The 16,439-nt window shown below is 65.5% G+C and carries 19 protein-coding genes and 1 pseudogene; 9 read left to right on the forward strand and 11 right to left on the reverse strand.

The window, feature by feature from the left end; translation table 11 throughout:
* Window positions 1-50 precede the first annotated feature (50 nt).
* From WS75_RS13635 to WS75_RS13655, 5 genes are all read left to right on the forward strand, one after another.
* Complete coding sequence (locus WS75_RS13635; RefSeq protein ID WP_059680923.1) at window positions 51-1,409, forward strand: Rieske 2Fe-2S domain-containing protein; 1,359 nt, start codon at window positions 51-53, stop codon at window positions 1,407-1,409.
* A complete protein-coding gene (gene benB, locus WS75_RS13640) occupies window positions 1,406-1,894 on the forward strand; it encodes a benzoate 1,2-dioxygenase small subunit (protein ID WP_059602469.1) in 489 nt (162 codons plus the stop codon). Before WS75_RS13635 ends, benB begins: the two co-directional genes overlap by 4 nt.
* A 39-nt stretch (window positions 1,895-1,933) precedes the next feature.
* Window positions 1,934-2,956: a benzoate 1,2-dioxygenase electron transfer component BenC gene (gene benC / locus WS75_RS13645; protein ID WP_059680924.1), complete on the forward strand. Its 1,023-nt coding sequence runs from the start codon at window positions 1,934-1,936 to the stop codon at window positions 2,954-2,956.
* A complete protein-coding gene (benD, locus tag WS75_RS13650) occupies window positions 2,953-3,729 on the forward strand; it encodes a benzoate diol dehydrogenase BenD (protein WP_059680925.1) in 777 nt (258 codons plus the stop codon). Before benC ends, benD begins: the two co-directional genes overlap by 4 nt.
* Before the next feature lie 116 nt (window positions 3,730-3,845).
* Window positions 3,846-4,244 carry a RidA family protein gene (locus tag WS75_RS13655; protein ID WP_059681057.1) on the forward strand — a complete coding sequence of 133 codons (399 nt, stop codon included), beginning with the start codon at window positions 3,846-3,848 and terminating at the stop codon, window positions 4,242-4,244.
* Between the two features lie 73 nt (window positions 4,245-4,317).
* On the opposite strand, the pseudogene WS75_RS34550 reads toward WS75_RS13655, so the two are convergent.
* The 4 genes and pseudogenes from WS75_RS34550 to WS75_RS13670 form a co-directional block, all read right to left on the reverse strand.
* A pseudogene (locus tag WS75_RS34550) lies at window positions 4,318-4,525 on the reverse strand (cytochrome c); the annotation flags it as partial.
* A 318-nt stretch (window positions 4,526-4,843) separates the two neighbouring features.
* Window positions 4,844-5,398 carry a GNAT family N-acetyltransferase gene (locus tag WS75_RS13660; RefSeq protein WP_257129369.1) on the reverse strand — a complete coding sequence of 185 codons (555 nt, stop codon included), beginning with the start codon at window positions 5,396-5,398 and terminating at the stop codon, window positions 4,844-4,846.
* A gap of 197 nt (window positions 5,399-5,595) precedes the next feature.
* Window positions 5,596-5,817, reverse strand: coding sequence for a hypothetical protein (locus WS75_RS13665; RefSeq protein WP_059680927.1), 222 nt, complete (start codon window positions 5,815-5,817; stop codon window positions 5,596-5,598).
* A gap of 65 nt (window positions 5,818-5,882) precedes the next feature.
* Entirely contained in the window at window positions 5,883-6,146 is a 264-nt protein-coding gene (locus tag WS75_RS13670; protein ID WP_059681058.1) for an HPr family phosphocarrier protein, read from the reverse strand.
* A 367-nt stretch (window positions 6,147-6,513) separates the two neighbouring features.
* On the opposite strand from WS75_RS13670, the gene WS75_RS13675 reads away from it, so the two are divergent.
* Window positions 6,514-6,858, forward strand: a complete 345-nt coding sequence (locus tag WS75_RS13675) for a zinc ribbon domain-containing protein YjdM (RefSeq protein ID WP_031401187.1) — start codon at window positions 6,514-6,516, stop codon at window positions 6,856-6,858.
* A gap of 46 nt (window positions 6,859-6,904) precedes the next feature.
* Window positions 6,905-7,741: a hypothetical protein gene (locus WS75_RS13680; RefSeq protein WP_059680928.1), complete on the forward strand. Its 837-nt coding sequence runs from the start codon at window positions 6,905-6,907 to the stop codon at window positions 7,739-7,741.
* Between the two features lie 35 nt (window positions 7,742-7,776).
* On the opposite strand, the gene WS75_RS13685 is transcribed toward WS75_RS13680, so the two are convergent.
* Entirely contained in the window at window positions 7,777-7,962 is a 186-nt protein-coding gene (locus WS75_RS13685) for a ribbon-helix-helix protein, CopG family (protein WP_059680929.1), read from the reverse strand.
* 616 nt (window positions 7,963-8,578) lie between these two features.
* On the opposite strand from WS75_RS13685, the gene WS75_RS13690 reads away from it, so the two are divergent.
* Both WS75_RS13690 and WS75_RS13695 read left to right on the forward strand, forming a co-directional pair.
* Window positions 8,579-8,929: a hypothetical protein gene (locus tag WS75_RS13690; protein ID WP_059511444.1), complete on the forward strand. Its 351-nt coding sequence runs from the start codon at window positions 8,579-8,581 to the stop codon at window positions 8,927-8,929.
* Window positions 8,926-9,138, forward strand: a complete 213-nt coding sequence (locus tag WS75_RS13695) for a DUF2909 domain-containing protein (RefSeq protein WP_059511443.1) — start codon at window positions 8,926-8,928, stop codon at window positions 9,136-9,138. The genes WS75_RS13690 and WS75_RS13695 overlap by 4 nt, the downstream gene beginning before the upstream one ends.
* Window positions 9,139-9,216: 78 nt before the next feature.
* Here WS75_RS13695 and WS75_RS13700 read toward each other — a convergent pair whose 3' ends face one another.
* The 6 genes from WS75_RS13700 to hyfB are packed head-to-tail and all read right to left on the reverse strand — an operon-like array spanning window position 9,217 to window position 16,358.
* Window positions 9,217-9,726, reverse strand: a complete 510-nt coding sequence (locus tag WS75_RS13700; RefSeq protein ID WP_059680930.1) for an NADH-quinone oxidoreductase subunit B family protein — start codon at window positions 9,724-9,726, stop codon at window positions 9,217-9,219.
* Complete coding sequence (locus WS75_RS13705) at window positions 9,726-11,288, reverse strand: hydrogenase large subunit (protein WP_059680931.1); 1,563 nt, start codon at window positions 11,286-11,288, stop codon at window positions 9,726-9,728. The genes WS75_RS13700 and WS75_RS13705 overlap by 1 nt, the downstream gene beginning before the upstream one ends.
* A 3-nt stretch (window positions 11,289-11,291) precedes the next feature.
* The gene (locus WS75_RS13710; protein WP_059680932.1) at window positions 11,292-12,755 is read right to left on the reverse strand and encodes a hydrogenase 4 subunit F; all 1,464 of its coding nucleotides are present in this window, start codon (window positions 12,753-12,755) and stop codon (window positions 11,292-11,294) included.
* Window positions 12,748-13,407 (reverse strand): hypothetical protein, encoded by a 660-nt coding sequence (locus WS75_RS13715; protein WP_059680933.1) that lies wholly within the window; start codon window positions 13,405-13,407, stop codon window positions 12,748-12,750. The genes WS75_RS13710 and WS75_RS13715 overlap by 8 nt, the downstream gene beginning before the upstream one ends.
* Complete coding sequence (locus tag WS75_RS13720; RefSeq protein WP_059680934.1) at window positions 13,408-14,358, reverse strand: respiratory chain complex I subunit 1 family protein; 951 nt, start codon at window positions 14,356-14,358, stop codon at window positions 13,408-13,410.
* The gene (gene hyfB, locus WS75_RS13725; RefSeq protein WP_059680935.1) at window positions 14,352-16,358 is read right to left on the reverse strand and encodes a hydrogenase 4 subunit B; all 2,007 of its coding nucleotides are present in this window, start codon (window positions 16,356-16,358) and stop codon (window positions 14,352-14,354) included. The genes WS75_RS13720 and hyfB overlap by 7 nt, the downstream gene beginning before the upstream one ends.
* Window positions 16,359-16,439 lie beyond the last annotated feature (81 nt).

Below are 16,439 nucleotides of genomic sequence, written 5' to 3' on the forward strand. Positions count from 1 at the left end.
CCGATGCGAGCGTGCTTGCAGGACCCGGCACGCACACAGGAGGAACCAACATGTCCGCCACGATCGACCACACCACCGAACTGGACCACCTGCTCGCCACCGCCGTGCAGGACGACAAGGAGGCCGGCATCTTCCGCTGCCGCCGCGACATCTTTACGAACGAGGCGCTCTACGAGCTCGAGATGAAGCACATCTTCGAGGGCAACTGGGTGTACCTCGCGCACGAAAGCCAGATCCCGAACAACAACGATTACTACACGACGTGGATCGGCCGCCAGCCGATCGTCATCACGCGCGACAAGACCGGCGAGCTGCACGCGGTGATCAATGCGTGCGCGCACAAGGGCGCGATGCTGTGCCGCCGCAAGCACGGCAACAAGGGCAGCTTCACGTGCCCGTTCCACGGCTGGACCTTCTCGAACACCGGCAAGTTGCTGAAGGTGAAGGACGAGAAGACGACCGAGTATCCGGTGCAGTTCAACACGCATGGCTCGCACGACTTGAAGAAGGTCGCGCGATTCCAGAACTACCGCGGCTTCCTGTTCGGCAGCCTGAGCGACGACGTGCTGCCGCTCGAGGAGTACCTCGGCGAGGCGCGCGTGATCATCGACCAGATCGTCGACCAGGCGCCGAACGGGCTCGAAGTGCTTCGCGGCAACTCCTCCTACATCTACGAAGGCAACTGGAAGATGCAGATGGAGAACGGCTGCGACGGCTATCACGTGAGCACCGTGCACTGGAACTACGCCGCGACGATGGGCCGCCGCAAGGAAGACGGCACCAAGGCCGTCGACGCGAACAGCTGGAGCAAGTCGGTCGCGGGCGTGTACGGCTTCGACAACGGCCACATCCTGTTGTGGACCAAGACGATGAACCCCGAAGTGCGGCCCGTGTACCAGCACCGCGAGGAGATCAAGGCGCGCGTCGGCGACGTGCAGGCCGACTTCATCGTGAACCAGACGCGCAACCTGTGCGTGTACCCGAACGTGTTCCTGATGGACCAGTTCAGCACGCAGATCCGCGTGGTGCGCCCGCTCGGCGTCGACAGGACCGAAGTCAGCATCTTCTGTTTCGCGCCGAAGGGCGAGAGCGAAGCCGACCGCACGACGCGCATCCGCCAGTACGAGGACTTCTTCAACGTGACCGGAATGGGCACGGCCGACGACCTCGAGGAGTTCCGCGCATGCCAGGCCGGCTATGCGGGCATCACGGCGATGTGGAACGACCTGTCGCGCGGCGCGCCGCTATGGATCGACGGGCCGGACGAGAACGCGAGAAGGATGGGGCTGAACCCGCGCATATCGGGCGAGCGCAGCGAGGACGAAGGGCTGTTCGTGTGCCAGCACGAGCACTGGGTGCACGTGATGCGCGATGCACTGAAGAAGGAACGCGGGGAGGTGGAAGCATGAACATCGATTACCGGACCATCTGCGCGGCGCTGTATCGCGAAGCGCGCCTGCTCGACGATCGTGAGTGGGACGAGTGGCTGACCTGCTACACGGAAGACGTCACGTACTGGATGCCCGCGTGGGACGACGACGACCGGCCGACCGACGATCCGCACAGCCAGATCTCGCTGATGTATTACGCGGATCGCGGCGGCCTCGAGGATCGCGTGTTCCGGATCAAGACCGAGCGCAGCGGCGCGTCGACGCCCGAGCCGCGCACCAGCCACAACGTGACGAACGTCGAGGTGCTGGCCGAGCGCGACGGCGAGGTGGACGTGCGCTACAACTTCCACACGCTGAACCACCGCTACCGCGTGACCGATCACTTCTTCGGCACGATGTTCGTCACGTTGCGCCGCTCGGGCGACGCATGGCTGATCTCGAACAAGAAGATCGTGCTGAAGAACGACTACATCCGGCAGGTGCTCGACGTGTACCACGTCTGACGCCGATCGATTCGACACGTAACACCGGGAGACGATGTCATGTCCACCTACAAGATTGCACTGAACTTCGAGGACGGGGTCACCCGCTTCATCGACTGCAAGGCCGGCGAGAAGGTGCTCGACGCCGCGTTCCGCGCGAAGATCAACCTGCCGATGGACTGCTCCGACGGCGTGTGCGGCACCTGCAAGTGCCGCGCGGAGAGCGGCAGCTACGATCTCGGCGACGATTACATCGACGACGCGCTCACCGAGGATGAAAAGGACGGCGGTCTCGTGCTGACGTGCCAGATGGTGCCGCAAAGCGATTGCGTGATCGCGGTGCCGAGCTCGTCGCTCGCCTGCAAGACCGGCCACAGCGCGTTCGCCGCAACCGTGACGAAGGTCGAGCCGCACAACGATGCGGCGATCGTGCTCGAACTCGACGTCGATGCGGCCGCGCCGGTGTTCCTGCCAGGCCAGTACGTGAACATCGGCGTGCCGGGCAGCGGCCAGCACCGGTCGTATTCGTTCTCGTCCGCGCCGGGCGACACGAAGGTCGGATTCCTGATCAAGAAGATTCCCGGCGGCGTGATGAGCACGTGGCTCGAATCGGCCAGGCCCGGCGACACGCTCGAACTGAACGGGCCGCTCGGCAGCTTCTACCTGCGCGATGCGGCGCGGCCACTGCTGTTCCTCGCGGGCGGCACGGGCCTCGCGCCGTTCCTGTCGATGCTCGAGGTGCTCGCGCGCAGCGGCTCGCGGCAGAAGGTGCACCTGATCTACGGCGTGACGCGCGATCTCGACCTGGTGCTGGTCGACGCGATCGAAGCGTATGCGGCGAAGCTGCCGAACTTCAGCTTCTCGACCGTCGTTGCCGATGCGGCGTCGAGCCATCCGCGCAAGGGCTGGGTCACGCAGCACATTCCGGCCGATGCACTCAACGACGGCGACGTGGACGTCTACCTGTGCGGGCCGCCGCCGATGGTCGACGCGGTGCGCCAGTACTTCGACGACGCAGGCGTGAAGCCCAACAGCTTCCACTACGAGAAGTTCACCCCGAACGCGACGGCAAAGGCGGCATGACCATGCAACGATTCTCTGGAAAGGTCGTTGTCGTCACGGGCGCGGCGCAGGGCATCGGCCGCGGCGTCGCGCTACGCGCGGCGGCCGAGGGCGGCCGCGTGCTGTTCGTCGATCGCGCGGATTTCGTGGCGGAGGTGGCCGCCGAGGCGCCGGGCGGCAACACGGCCGGATTCGTCGCGGATCTCGAGACCTACGACGGCGCGCGTGCTGCGATGGCATGCGCGGTCGCGACGTTCGGCCGGATCGACGTGCTGATCAACGGCGTCGGCGGCGCGATCCGGATGCGGCCGTTCGCCGAGTTCGAGCCCGAGCAGATCGACGCGGAAATCCGCCGCTCGCTGATGCCGACGCTCTACAGTTGCCACGCGGTGCTGCCGCACTTGCTGGCCGGGGGCGGCGGCACGATCGTCAACGTGTCGTCGAACGCAACGCGCGGCATTCGGCGCGTGCCGTATTCGGCCGCGAAAGGCGGTGTCAATGCGCTGACGGCGGCGCTCGCGATGGAATACGCGGAGCACGGCATCCGCGTGGTCGCGACCGCGCCGGGCGGCACCACGGCGCCGCCGCGCCGCGTGCCGCGCAATGCGGCCGGCGACAACGCGCAGGAACAGGCGTGGATGGCCGAAGCGGTGCGGCAGGTGACCGCTTCGACGTTCTTCAAGCGTTACGGCACGCTCGATGAACAGATCGCGCCGATCCTGTTCCTCGCGTCGGACGAAGCGAGTTACATCACCGGCACGGTGCTGCCGGTTGCGGGCGGCGATACGGGTTGAGCGGCCGGGTTGCCTGTTCGCCCGCTGCTTCAGCGATGCGCGCCCCCCGGTCAGGCGTGCGCGCGATGACCATCGAACAACCGGCCGACGCAGAACGTCCGGCCACGGAGACACTCATGCGCGAACGCGAAGCGATCATCCCCGCGGGAATGGAAGCCGTGTACGAAAAAATCGGTTATGCGCCGGCGATCAAGGCGGGCGATACCGTGTACGTGTCCGGCCAGATCGGCCGCGACGCGACGATGCAACTGGTGGAAGAACGCGAGGCGCAGATCGTGCAGGCGTTCGAGAATCTCAGGCTGGTGCTCGAGGCGGCCGGCGCATCGCTCGACGACGTGGTCGACCTGACGACCTTTCATACCGACATGCGCGACCTGCCGCTGTTCATGGCGGTGCGCGACCGCTATCTGCATGCGCATCCGCGGCCGGCGTGGACCGCGGTCGGCGCGCACATGCTCGGCGGGGCGCCCGGTTATATCGTCGAAATCAAGGCGGTTGCCGTGCTGCGGGGATAGCCGCTGCCGCTGCTGGTGAGACGACACGATCCCACCGCTTGCCGCACGCATCGGATGCAGACGTGCGGCCCATCTATCGCCGGATCGCCGCTCGCAATCGCCGCACGTGCTATTGACACCGGTGCGGTGCGATTTCCCCACGCGCCGCGCACATAGCTGACCACGGCGGCGATCCCGCTGCTCGTCAGCGCGCCGCGCATCGCCGGCATCCGCTGCACGGGTCCGTGCGTGCCGGGCGCCGGCCGCGCGGCTTCGACGACGATCCGGATCGCGCTGGCATGACCGGCGATGAGCGCCGCAATCCGGCGGTCGAGACCTGGACGTGTGATCTCGCGAGTGCAACTAACGGTCAATCGCGCGCCCGCCCGCGACACGGATAAGCACGCGACGCGGCAAAGCGGTGTCGCCGGACGCTGATGCAGAAACTGCGCTTGCAGGGGAGCGGCCGGATCCCGTACCGCGTCATTCCGGACACGTCAACGATGCACGCACCGTTTTTCACGCTCGGCATCCCCGTTGCCGACGGCGTTCGCCGACCGCCGGCGCAGACGGTCCACGCACCTTAGCCGCGACGAAGCGGCCGGTGCGCGACATCGCACTTATCGGCACGCGCGTGAAAACAGCAGCGAATCGGCGTCGTTGAAGCGAATCCGCACCGGATCGGCATACCCGGCCTTCTGCGCGACGCGGATCGACGCGACGTTGGTCGGTGCAATCAGGCACACGCTGCGCTCGAACCGGTGCTGCGCATCGAGCCAGCCGAGCGCATGCGACAACGCCTCGGTCGCATAGCCCTTGCCGTGCGCCCAGCTCGCGAGCGCCCAGCCGGCTTCAGGCACACCGCGAATCGACGGCTCGACCGTGCGATGGAAGTCGGCGAAGCCGAGATCGCCGACGTAGCGGCCCGACGACTTCTCGCGGATCGCCCAGTAGCCGTAGCCGAGCAGCGGCCACAGTCCGCGATACGCGAGCAGCCGCATCCACGAGTCACGCGGCGTCGACGGATTGCCGTTGAAGATGTGCGCGACGACGGTCGGCTCGGTCCACATCGCGGCGAGCGCGTCGAAGTCGCCGAGCGGGTGGCCTTCGAGGATCAGGCGGGGGGTATCGAGAACCGGTGGGGACGTGACGGGCGGCAGGGCGCTGAGTGTCATCGGGCGTTCCATGAGGAAAGGAAGGCGGCGCAGTGCGCCGCGCTTGGGTCCCGTACGATACCGCGGAAACTGCGGCGCGGCCGCAAATCCCCGTCTGCGGCGGGGAATGCAGTCGCATCGTCCGGCTTGCCGTCGTCCGATGATTCCGGCACGGGCTGGCGACCGCGTAGCCGCATCGCGCCCGTCCCGGGCGGTTTCTACTTGCGGCTTTTCAGGAAGCTGCGCCCGTGCGCGGTGATCGACGCGCCGGATCGGCCGTTCGCGGAATGGCTGACGAAGCCCGCGCCGACGAGTTCCTGCTCGACCGACCAGCCGAGCGCCGGCGCATCGCGGCCGTAGCGCACATCGGCGAGACGCTCGAGCGCCCAGATCGCGGAGGCCGACAGGTTGGGGGTGTTGGACGTGACGTTGTCGTTCATCGCTTCCTCGGGGAGTAGTGATTCAGGGTGAACGGCACGAGGCCGTGGGATCGGGCGACGCAGCGTCAGCCCGCCTGCAGCAGGGGCAGCAACGCCTGGAGCGCGGCATCCTCGTCGGGGCCAGTGGCGAGCACCTGCGCGGACGTGCCGCCATGCATCTGTAGCGCCGCGATGGCCGTTGCGTCCTTCGCGCTGCCGCTGAGCCCGTTGGCGAGCAGCAGGATGTCGCTTTCGAAGCGGTGTGCCGCCGCGACGATCGCGTCACACGACGCGATCGCACGCCTGCGGCTCCAGGCGGGGCCGATTTCAACGTAGACGACGGTTGCCACGATGCGGATCAACCTCGGGGAAAGTCGCCGGAACGGCGTGCAACGGCCGACCGGCAGCACGGCGGGACCACGCGGAGCGCGGTTTCCCGACGGGGTGCCGGGTGTTGTACACCAGGCATCGGTGCGTCATTCATCTCGAACATGTCGACATCCTCAGCGAAGCCGCCATCAAGTCCGGCGAATGATCGAAAGTTGACGATTATAATACAGCAACGTATTTATGTGTATTGTATTATAATGTTGTGTGCGTGACATGCTGTCCGGCCGATGTGTCGACGGGGCAGCACGGCGCGCGGTCCGGCCACGTGCTTGCGTGTCCGGCATTTTTTTATCGATTGACGTGAACTCCCACCGAATGGAAGCTGCAATGAACGCCGCCCCCGCCTGCCCGCAATGCGCGATGGAAAACACCTACCCGGATGGCACGCTGACCGTGTGCGCGGACTGCGGCCATGAATGGTCGGCTGGCGCCGGCGCCGAAGCGGGCGACGAACCGGCGGGCGACGTCGTCAAGGACGCGAATGGCAACGTGCTGTCGGACGGCGATTCGGTCGTGCTGATCAAGGATTTGCGCGTGAAGGGGTCGTCGATCACGCTGAAGATGGGCACCAAGGTCAAGAGCATCCGTCTCGTCGGCGGCGATCACGAAGTCGATTGCAAGACCGACATGGGCGGCTTCATGCTGAAGGCCTGCTACCTGAAGAAGGTATGACCGCACGCGGTACGAGCGATTCTCCGATCAACCGGGCCTGTCGAGCATGAGCGAGGATCGAATTTCCTATGACGCATTCCTGCAGTTCCTGGCGGCGCCGTTGAACGACGGCCGTCCGTTCGTGCTCGAGACGAAGCAGGCGGTGTCGCTGCACTTCGATCACTTCGGCACGCAGAGCTTCATGTCGCTGAAGGATCCGGTCAGTCTCGAACTCGGCTATACGCGCGTGATGATGGGTTTCCTGCTGCTGCAGCCGGCGCCCGCGCGTATCTGCATGATCGGGCTCGGCGGTGGATCGCTGGCGAAGTACTGCTATCGGCACCTGCCTGATACGGCGATCGACGCGGTCGAGATCAATCCGGACGTGATCGCGCTGCGCGACGTGTTCAGGATTCCGCAAGACGACGCACGCTTCGCGGTGATCTGCGCGGACGGCGCAGACTACGTCGCAAGGCCGGACGTCCAGGCGGACGTGATCCTGCACGACGCGTTCGTCGCCGATGGCACGCCGGGCCGCTGCACGGGCACCGCGTTTCTCGACGCGTGCCGTGCGCGGCTGAGCGAAACGGGCGTGCTCGCGATCAACTTCATGGACGACGATCCCGCGTTGCCGCGGCATCTCGAGCACCTGCGTGCGGTGTTCGACGATTCGTGCGCGCTGGTGCCGTGCGGCGACGACAACAACTTCATCGCGTTCGCGTGGAAGAACGGCAACCCGCTGCCGTCGCTGCGCATCCTGCTCGAGCGCGCGCTGGGATTCGGCTCGGCGGGCGCGCTCAAACTCTCGTCCACCGCTCGGCGCATGAAGGCAGGGGAGTGCATCGATCCCGCGCGGCTCGTCTGGCGCGCGCGCGAACATCCACGATGGGAAATCTGCGCCTGACGGCGCCGCGGGTTCGACCGCGCTTACTTCATCCCTTACTTCACGCGTTTTCCGAGCGTGCTCTTGGTCTTGTACGTGACGCCGTGTTTGTCGAGATACTCGCGGATCAACTGACGCACGACTTGCGACGGTGTGAGGTCCTGCTCCGCGCAGAGCATTTCGAAAGCTTCTTTTTTGGCGGGATCGATCAGGACGGTCAGGCGGGCGGTTTTGGTTTCCATCGGGATGGCAGGGGTGGTCGATATGTTAATCAAATTATAATCGATCCGCTTTCGGCGCCAAATGTGTCATGCCGGTTCGTGCACCGGCGCAACGCTGGCGTCCGAGCCACGTGAACAGGTCGTCGATCATCGGCAGGGCCGCAGGCGGCGTAGTGGGCACGTAGCCGACATGCCTGAAGCCGATCGCGCCGGCGAGTCCGCCGACAAGCGCGACGCGAACATCATCGCGTGAACCATCGGTTTCGAACGGTTGGCGATTGCCGCATGCACATCCATGCCGATGCGCCGACCGGATTCAGTAGAACAGCTTGTCGAGCTCGGTTACGATGCCGGTCACCGGCGCGAGGCGGCCGCACGGGCCGCACATGCGGGAGCCTCGGGTTGCTCGAAGCACATGGAAAATGTGATAACAAGATTATCATGTTCTGTTGGTCGTATTAGGCTTTAAGTACAATATCGGCCGGGGCTGCCGGCTCCGGCTTGCCCGAGCGGCTCCGTCGTCAGCGCTGCCGGTGACCCGGCTGCCTTCGTTTCCACTCGGCGTGCGCGCACCGTCACTGCGGCGCTGCCTGGTCGTCACTTCGCCATTACTACACAGCCCGTCGCTATCCGCCTCATGACCCCGATCAAGTTCGTTCTCCGCTACACGGCGATTCCTTTCGCAGCCATCGTGGCCGTCGTGGTGTGGGCAGTCGCGCCGTCGTCGAAAGAGGTCGACGCGCGGCAATATGCGGCGCTGTCGCGCGGATACGCGAGCTTTCCGCTACCGTTTCGACATGAAATCTCGGAAGCGATGGAGCAGGGCCGGATCAGCGACCGGCGTTACCAGACGCTCGTGCGCGATTCGCTGGGTAATGGCGTGGCGCTGGACTGGCCGGCGTCAGGCGTTGCCGACGTCGCCGCCGAGCGGCAAAGACTGGCCGAACTGCTTAAGGCCGATTCAGGCCTGGAGGAACATCAACAATGAAGATTGCGCTGGTTTCGGTGGCTTTCGTGATGATTATCGGAAGCCTGGTTTTCGCGCTGTATTTCATGAATCACGACCGGGGCGGCAGCAAGCGGATGGCGTGGTCGCTCGCGGCGCGCGTCGGGCTGTCGATCACGCTGTTTCTGTCGCTGCTGATCGCATACCGGCTCGGATGGATCGAGCCGACGGGGCTGCCGATCGGGCGGTGAGGCGCGGCATTCGCCCTCGCCGCCGCAGCAAACGCGGTATTGCCGACGGAAGGATTGCCACGGGCATCCGCTTCAGTATCAGCGTGATCGGCAAGCCGTCAAAATGCCGCGCAGCAGATCGATCGGCGGCGGCGGACATCCAGGAATGGTCACATCGACGGGCAGGACCGACGAAACGGCGCCGCACACAGCGTAGCTGTCGGCAAAAATGCCGCCCGTGCACGCGCACTCGCCGGCTGCGACGACCAGCTTCGGCGCCGGCGTCGCCTCGTACGCGGCAAGCACGGCTGCCTTCATGTTCAGCGTGACGGGGCCGGTCACGAGCAGCAGGTCCGCATGGCGCGGGCTGGCGACGAATTTGATCCCGAGCCCTTCGATGTTGTAGTACGGATTGTTCAGTGCGTGGATCTCCAGTTCGCAGCCGTTGCACGAACCCGCATCGATCTGCCGGATGCACAACGCGCGGCCGAGGAGGTCGAGAATGTCCTGACGAATCTGCTGCGCCTCGTGTCGCCAGGCGGCTTCGGTGCTCGGCACGGGCTCGTCGGGAAATTCAGTGCGCGCGAATTGACGGATGAGTTGCCACATCAGAGATCGTGCCCCGCGTAGTTCAGATTGAACGATTTGTTGATCAGCGGGAAATCGGGAACGATGTTGCCAATGATCGCGTGCTCGAGCGCCGGCCAGTTCTGCCAGGACGGATCGTGGCAATGGCATCGCGCGATGGCATTGCCTGATGCCAGCTCGAGCGCGACGAATACGTCGCCGCGCCAGCCCTCCACCCAGCCGATTCCCCTGGATGGCGCCGCCGCGGACGTGACGCCGACGGCGATCGGCCCTTCCGGAAGATTTGCCAGCAGTTCGCCCATCAGGCGCAGCGATTCGTCGATTTCGGCAAACCGCACGGCGACCCGCGCGGCGACGTCGCCACGCGGGTCGCTTGCCGCCTTGACGGCCAGATCGCCGTAAGGGGCAGGCCGCAGGTTCGCGCGCACGTCGAATGTCTGACCGCTGGCGCGTGCGGCCATGCCGCGCACGCCGAAATGCGCGACGACGTCGGCATTCAATCGGCCGGTGCCGAGAAACCGGTCCTGCAGCCCGGACTGCTCCTCGTAGATATTCCGCATCACGTGTACTTCGCGCGCGATGCGTTCGCACTGTTCGGTGAGGGTCGCTGCGTTATCGGGATGGATGTCGACGGCCAGCCCGCCGGGCACGATTCGATCCATCAAGTATCGATGCCCGAAGATTTCGCCGTTGGTCCGTACCCAGTTCTCCTTGAGCCGCGAGAACTGCGCGAGACCGAACGCGAATCCGGCGTCGTTGCCGAGCGCGCCGAGGTCGCCGAGGTGATTGGCGATGCGCTCGCGCTCGAGCAGGAGTGCGCGCAGAACCAGCGCACGCGCCGGCACGGCTGTGCCGCACGCCTGCTCGAGTGCCATGCAATAGGCCCACGAGAACGCAACGGTCGAGTCGCCGGCGACCCGGCCCGCAACGCGATGGCCGTTCGACGCGGCCGTCCGTTCGAACAGCCGTTCGACGCCGCGATGCACATAGCCGAGCCGCTCCTCGAGCCGCAGCACCTTCTCGCCGACGACCGAAAACCGGAAATGGCCCGGCTCGATGATGCCCGCGTGAATCGGCCCGACGGCAATCTCGTGCACGCCGTCGCCGACAACCTGCACGAACGGATAATCCGCTTCGTTCGATTCGAATCGCTCGATTCCGGTTGCCCGCTTTTGCAGCGGAAAGTAGTCGCCGGGCCAGTTACCGTGATTGAGCCACGGGCGCGTGTCGCGCGTGTTGCGCTCGCGCAGGCCGGTCAGGTCGAAAATTGCGCGCTGCATGCGCGTTGCGGCGGGAAACACGCCCGCGAGATCGGGATAGTCGCCGTCGGCCCGCGGTTCCGGCCCTGTCGCGAGACGTACCCACAGAACGCCATCGTCGCATTCGTAAGCCGCGTTGACTGAAAATACGCGCTCGGGCGTTTCGGTGCCCCACATCGCAATGAGCCGGCTACGGTCCGTTCGCGCGGCATGCGCGATGTCGAGCCATCGCGCTTCGTCGACGTCAACCACGGTAGCCGGCACCTGGCCTGCTTCGTGCCCGAGGCGAGTCGAGCCGTCCGCCTGAATCAAGTCGAGTCGCATCGCTTATCCTGCCAGCATCGTTGCCGCCTGACGGTACCACATCGCCAGATAGGGCGGCACGTACAGACCCAGCATCAGGCCAAGCCCCAGATGCACGAACACAGGCAGCAGCGCCGGCCGGTGTTCGAGCGGCGTGGCCGTCGTCGTTTCGCCGAACACCATCCGCTGCACGCGCGCGAAGATCGCCGCGAACGCGACGGCGAGCCCGAGCAGCAGCAACGGCGCGGTCCACGGGAGCGCGTTCATCGCCGTCGTCAGGATCAGGAATTCGCTTGCGAACACGCCGAACGGCGGCAGCCCGAGAATGGCAAGCGTGCCAAGCATCAATGCCCAGCCGACCGTCGGGCTGACCTGCAGCAGCCCGCGAATGCCGTCGATCGCCTGCGTGCCGGCCTTTTGCGCGGCATGACCGACCGCGAAGAAGATCGCCGACTTGACGAGGGAATGGACCGTCATGTGCAGCAACCCGGCGAACGTCGCGATCGGGCCGCCGAGCCCGAACGCGAACGTCATCAAGCCCATATGCTCGATCGACGAGTACGAAAACAGGCGCTTCACGTCCTTCTGCCGGAACAGCGAGAACGACGCGATCAGGACCGACACGAGCCCGAACCCGACCAGCAATCGCCCCGGCAGGCCGTTGCCGAGTGCGCCGTCGGCCAGCACCTTGCAGCGCAGCACCGCATATAGCGCGACGTTCAGCAGCAGGCCGGACAGCACCGCCGAAATCGGCGTCGGACCTTCGGCGTGCGCGTCCGGCAGCCAGCTATGCATCGGCACGAGGCCGACCTTGGTGCCGTAGCCGACCAGCAGAAACACGAAGGCGATCGACACGATCGTCGGATCGAGCTGCGTCCTGATCGCGGCCAGGCTCGTCCACAGCAGCGCGTCGCCGTCGGTCAGTTGCCGGCTCGCGGCAAGATACAGCAGGATCGTGCCGAACAGCGCCTGGGCGATGCCGACGCCGCACAGGATGAAGTATTTCCATGCGGCTTCGAGGCTCGCGGCGGTGCGGTAGACGCTGACGAGCAATACGGTGGCGAGCGTTGCGGCTTCCATCGCGACCCACAGCACGCCGACGTTGTCGGTCAGCAGCGCGAGCAGCATCGCGAACATGAAGAGCTGATACATGCTGTGATAGAGCCGCATGCGCGCGGCGGTCATCCTGCCGCGGGCTTCCTCGATCTGCATGTAGGGCCGGGAAAACAGCGATGTCGTCCAGCCGACGAACGCCGTGAGCGCCACGAGATAGACATTGAACGGATCGACGAAAAACGCGCGTCCGAATGCGAACGACGGGCCGTGCTCGACGGTGCGCGCGGCAAGCACCAGCGTTGCCGCGAACGTCAGGAAGCTGAAGCCGATGTTCAGATGGCGCGCGACCCGGCTCGGCCGCACGCAGGCGAGGCACGCCGCTCCCGCGAGCGGCAGGCCGAGCACGGCGAGCACGACGTGGGCGTCATTCATCTTTGAGGTTCTCGAGGTGATGGATGTCCAGGCTGTCGAACTGCTCGCGAATCTGGAACATGAAGATGCCCAGGATCAGGATGCCGATCAGCACGTCGAGCCCGATGCCGAGCTCGACGATCATCGGCATGCCGTTGGTCGCGGCAGCCGCCGCGAAGAACAGCCCGTTTTCCATCGACAGGAAGCCGATCACCTGCGGAATGGCCTTCGCGCGCGTGATCATCGCCATGAACGACAGCAGCACGCACGCGAGCGCAATGCCGAGCGTGCCGCGTGCGACCGATGTCGCGAGCTGGCTGATCGGTGCCGCGACATTGAACGCGATGATGACGAGCACGATGCCGATCAGCAGCGTGGTCGGGATATTGATGAGCGGCTCGACGTCGGTCTTGACGTCGAGCCTGCGAACGAGCCGATACAGGAACCACGGGATCACGCCGACCTTCAGCACGAGCGTCAGTCCGGCCGACACGTAGAGGTGCACGTCGTCCGTGACGAAGCCGAGGATCAGGTTCGCCGACACGAGCGCGACACCCTGCAGCGTGTACAGATGGATCAGTGACAGGATCCTGCGCTGGCTCAGCATCGCGAACGACAGCATCAGCAGCACGGCCGCGAGGAAATTGATCAGTTGTGTCGCGTAGGCGTGCATTCATGCTCCCAGCAGCAGATGGACGAGCATGCCGATCACGGCCAGCAGGAAGGCGGTCGCCAGGAATTCCGGTACCCGGAAGATGCGCATCTTCGCGTTGGCCGTTTCGACCACGGCGAGCGTGGCGCCGCCTGCCGCCAGTTTGACGAAGAGCACTGGCACGGCCAGCAGCAGCGCAACCGGATCGCCCGCATTCGCGATGCCCCACGGCACGAACAACGCGAGACCGATGCACGAATACGCGAACAGCTTGAGGCTTGCCGCCCACTCCATCAAGGCAAGGTGCCGCCCCGAATATTCAAGGATCAGCGCCTCGTGGATCATCGTGAGCTCGAGGTGAGTGGTCGGATTGTCGACCGGCAGCCGCGCGTTTTCGGCCAGCGCGACCAGCGTGAACGCGATGCCGGCGAACGCCAGGCTCGGATAGATCGTGAGCTCGCCGCGGCCGAGTGTCGCGACGATGCTCGTCAGCAGCGTCGACTGCGTGATCAGCGAGGCCGACAGGAGCACCATCAGCAGCGCCGGCTCCGCGAGGAAGCCGATCAGCATTTCGCGGCGCGCGCCGAGCGTGCCGAACGCCGTGCCGACGTCCATCGCCGCGAGGGACAGCGTGACGCGCGCGAGCGCAAACAGGCCGACGAGCGCGATTGCATCGGCGGCGGGCGACAGCGGCAACTCGGTCGACAGGGTTGGCACGATCGCGCACGCGAGCGTCATGGCGGCCCAGACGACATAGGGCGCGCCGCGGAACACGGCGCTTGCGCCGTGCGCGATGACCGATTCCTTGTTGAACAGCTTGTGGAGCATCCGGTACGGTTGCCAGATGGACGGCGCACGCCGGTTCTGAAGCCAGGCGCGGCATTGGTTGACCCAGCCCGTCAGCAACGGCGCGGCCGCGATCGCTATCACGATTTCGAGAGTCTGCGAGATGACGCCGGACAGGGTTACCATCGTCTCACCAGCATCAGAAGGACGATCAGCACGACGAAACTGTATGTCAGGTAAACCGCGATCTTGCCCGTCTGCAGGCGGCCCGCCAAGTCGGCAGCGCGTTGCGTCAGTGCCGCGATGCGAAGGTAGAGCGCGGACCAGGTGCGATCGGTCACGGACACCCGGTAGGCCGGCTGTGCGTCGAATGGCGACGGCAATTGCCGCTCGATGTGCAGCAACGGTGCGAAGATTTCGCGGATCGGCTGCCCGAATCCTTCCGCCGTATCCTGCATTCGCGCGGTCGTGAACGGGAAGCCGCAGCCCCATGGCGCCGCGCGTCTCAGCCGGCCGTGATAGAAACGCCGCACCAGCACCCACGCGAGTCCGCAGCATGCGATGAAGAACAACATGAAAGCCGCCGGCATGTAGCTCGCGCGAGCGGCCGACACGGGCGCGAACAGCAGCCAGCCGTGATTGTCCGCGCCGACGCCGGCGCCGACCAGCGTGTGCGTGACCCGATCCAGCAGCTTGACGAACTGCGCTGGCATCAGCCCGAGCAGCACGCTGGCGGTCGCGAACCAGCAGAACGCGAGCCGTTCCCACGTGTTCGCATCGCGGGCGCGGTTCAGCTTCGCTTCTCTCGGTTGCCCGAGGAACACGATGCCGAAGAACTTGACCATCGTGTAGCCGGCCAGCGCGGCCGACATGGCGATCAGCGCGGCGGCGATCGGCACCGTCATGGCGAGCACCGAATCCGGCAAGCCTGGCGCGAACAGGAAACTCTGCAGCAACAGCCATTCGGCCGCGAAACCGCTGAGCGGCGGCAAGCCCGCGCTCGCCGCGACACCCGCGAGCACCGCCCATGCGGTCCAGGGCATGAAGCGAATCAGTCCGCCGAGCTTGCCGAGGTTGCGCTCGCCGGTGGCGTGGAGGACGGCGCCCGTACCCAGGAACAGCAAGCTCTTGAATGCGGCATGCGCGACGATCTGGTAGAGCATCGCGGTCAGTGCGAGCGCGGACAGGCTCGACATCCCGTATGCGCGAAACAGCACGGCAAGACCGAGCGCGACGATCATCAGGCCGACGTTGTCGATCGACGAATAGGCGAGCAGGCGTTTCATGTCGGTCTGGATGGTGCTGAACACCACCCCCAGCAGCGCGGTGCTGATGCCCAGCACGAGGAGCAGCACGCCCCACCATGCGATCTGCACGTGCAACAGGTCGAACAGGGTGCGCAGCAGGCCATACAGGCCGACTTTCAGCACGAAGCCGCTGAGGAGCGCCGAAACCGGTGACGGTGCCGCGGGATGGGCCTCCGGCAGCCACACGTGCAGCGGGAAGATCCCGGCCTTCGCGCCGAACCCGACAAGTGCGAACAGGAAGGCGAACGACGCGGAGAAGGTATCCAGCGACTGCGCGCGCAGGTTGGCGAAGGTGTAGTCGCCGGTGCGCGCCTGCAGAATGCCGAAGCAGAGCAGCAGCGCGAGCGCACCGACGTGCGAGATCAGAAAATACAGATATCCGGCCCGACGGATCTCGCCGATCCGGTGGTTGGTCATCACGAGAAACGTCGCGGATAGCGTCAGCGTCTCCCAGGCGACCATGAAGACGTACGCGTCGTCTGCGATCAACACCAGTGCGATGCTTGCGACGCAGACGTGGTATTCGAAGCAGATCAACCCGGGCGCGGATCCTTCACCCTTGCGGAAATAGCCGGCTGAAAAGGCGCCGATCCCCGTGCTGACGAGCCCGAGCACGAACAGGAAATAGCCGGACAAGCGATCGAGACGCAGATGAAAGGGCAGGCCGGGAAGCCCGATCGGCAGCACCGCCGCAGACGGTTCGGCAAAGATGCCGGCGAGGCCCGCCGCGCCGGCGAGCAGTCCTACCAACGCGCCGAGCGGAAAGAGGCCGTGGGCCACCAGTCGCGTGCGACGCAGCGCCCCGAGCCCCAGCGTACCGACCGCGAGCCACGCGGCCACGGCCAGCAGGACGAAATGGACGACCGGCATGGGTGCCATCCGGAATGTCTCCAGTACGCTCGGGTTGGACGACGTGGTTGGAATGGCCGCATCTGCCGCGACGTATTCCTGCGCGCATTA

Source organism: Burkholderia sp. FL-7-2-10-S1-D7, assembly GCF_001524185.1.
GTDB lineage: Bacteria > Pseudomonadota > Gammaproteobacteria > Burkholderiales > Burkholderiaceae > Burkholderia > Burkholderia diffusa.

Bases quoted from the DNA above. Each gene is read 5' to 3' on its own strand.
- WS75_RS13635 (WP_059680923.1), top strand. From the start codon at position 51: ATGTCCGCCACGATCGACCACACCACCGAACTGGACCACCTGCTCGCC.
- benB (WP_059602469.1), top strand. From the start codon at position 1,406: ATGAACATCGATTACCGGACCATCTGCGCGGCGCTGTATCGCGAAGCG.
- benC (WP_059680924.1), top strand. From the start codon at position 1,934: ATGTCCACCTACAAGATTGCACTGAACTTCGAGGACGGGGTCACCCGC.
- benD (WP_059680925.1), top strand. From the start codon at position 2,953: ATGACCATGCAACGATTCTCTGGAAAGGTCGTTGTCGTCACGGGCGCG.
- WS75_RS13655 (WP_059681057.1), top strand. From the start codon at position 3,846: ATGCGCGAACGCGAAGCGATCATCCCCGCGGGAATGGAAGCCGTGTAC.
- WS75_RS13660 (WP_257129369.1), bottom strand. From the start codon at position 5,398: ATGACACTCAGCGCCCTGCCGCCCGTCACGTCCCCACCGGTTCTCGAT.
- WS75_RS13665 (WP_059680927.1), bottom strand. From the start codon at position 5,817: ATGAACGACAACGTCACGTCCAACACCCCCAACCTGTCGGCCTCCGCG.
- WS75_RS13675 (WP_031401187.1), top strand. From the start codon at position 6,514: ATGAACGCCGCCCCCGCCTGCCCGCAATGCGCGATGGAAAACACCTAC.
- WS75_RS13680 (WP_059680928.1), top strand. From the start codon at position 6,905: ATGAGCGAGGATCGAATTTCCTATGACGCATTCCTGCAGTTCCTGGCG.
- WS75_RS13685 (WP_059680929.1), bottom strand. From the start codon at position 7,962: ATGGAAACCAAAACCGCCCGCCTGACCGTCCTGATCGATCCCGCCAAA.
- WS75_RS13690 (WP_059511444.1), top strand. From the start codon at position 8,579: ATGACCCCGATCAAGTTCGTTCTCCGCTACACGGCGATTCCTTTCGCA.
- WS75_RS13695 (WP_059511443.1), top strand. From the start codon at position 8,926: ATGAAGATTGCGCTGGTTTCGGTGGCTTTCGTGATGATTATCGGAAGC.
- WS75_RS13700 (WP_059680930.1), bottom strand. From the start codon at position 9,726: ATGTGGCAACTCATCCGTCAATTCGCGCGCACTGAATTTCCCGACGAG.
- WS75_RS13705 (WP_059680931.1), bottom strand. From the start codon at position 11,288: ATGCGACTCGACTTGATTCAGGCGGACGGCTCGACTCGCCTCGGGCAC.
- WS75_RS13710 (WP_059680932.1), bottom strand. From the start codon at position 12,755: ATGAATGACGCCCACGTCGTGCTCGCCGTGCTCGGCCTGCCGCTCGCG.
- WS75_RS13715 (WP_059680933.1), bottom strand. From the start codon at position 13,407: ATGCACGCCTACGCGACACAACTGATCAATTTCCTCGCGGCCGTGCTG.
- WS75_RS13720 (WP_059680934.1), bottom strand. From the start codon at position 14,358: ATGGTAACCCTGTCCGGCGTCATCTCGCAGACTCTCGAAATCGTGATA.
- hyfB (WP_059680935.1), bottom strand. From the start codon at position 16,358: ATGGCACCCATGCCGGTCGTCCATTTCGTCCTGCTGGCCGTGGCCGCG.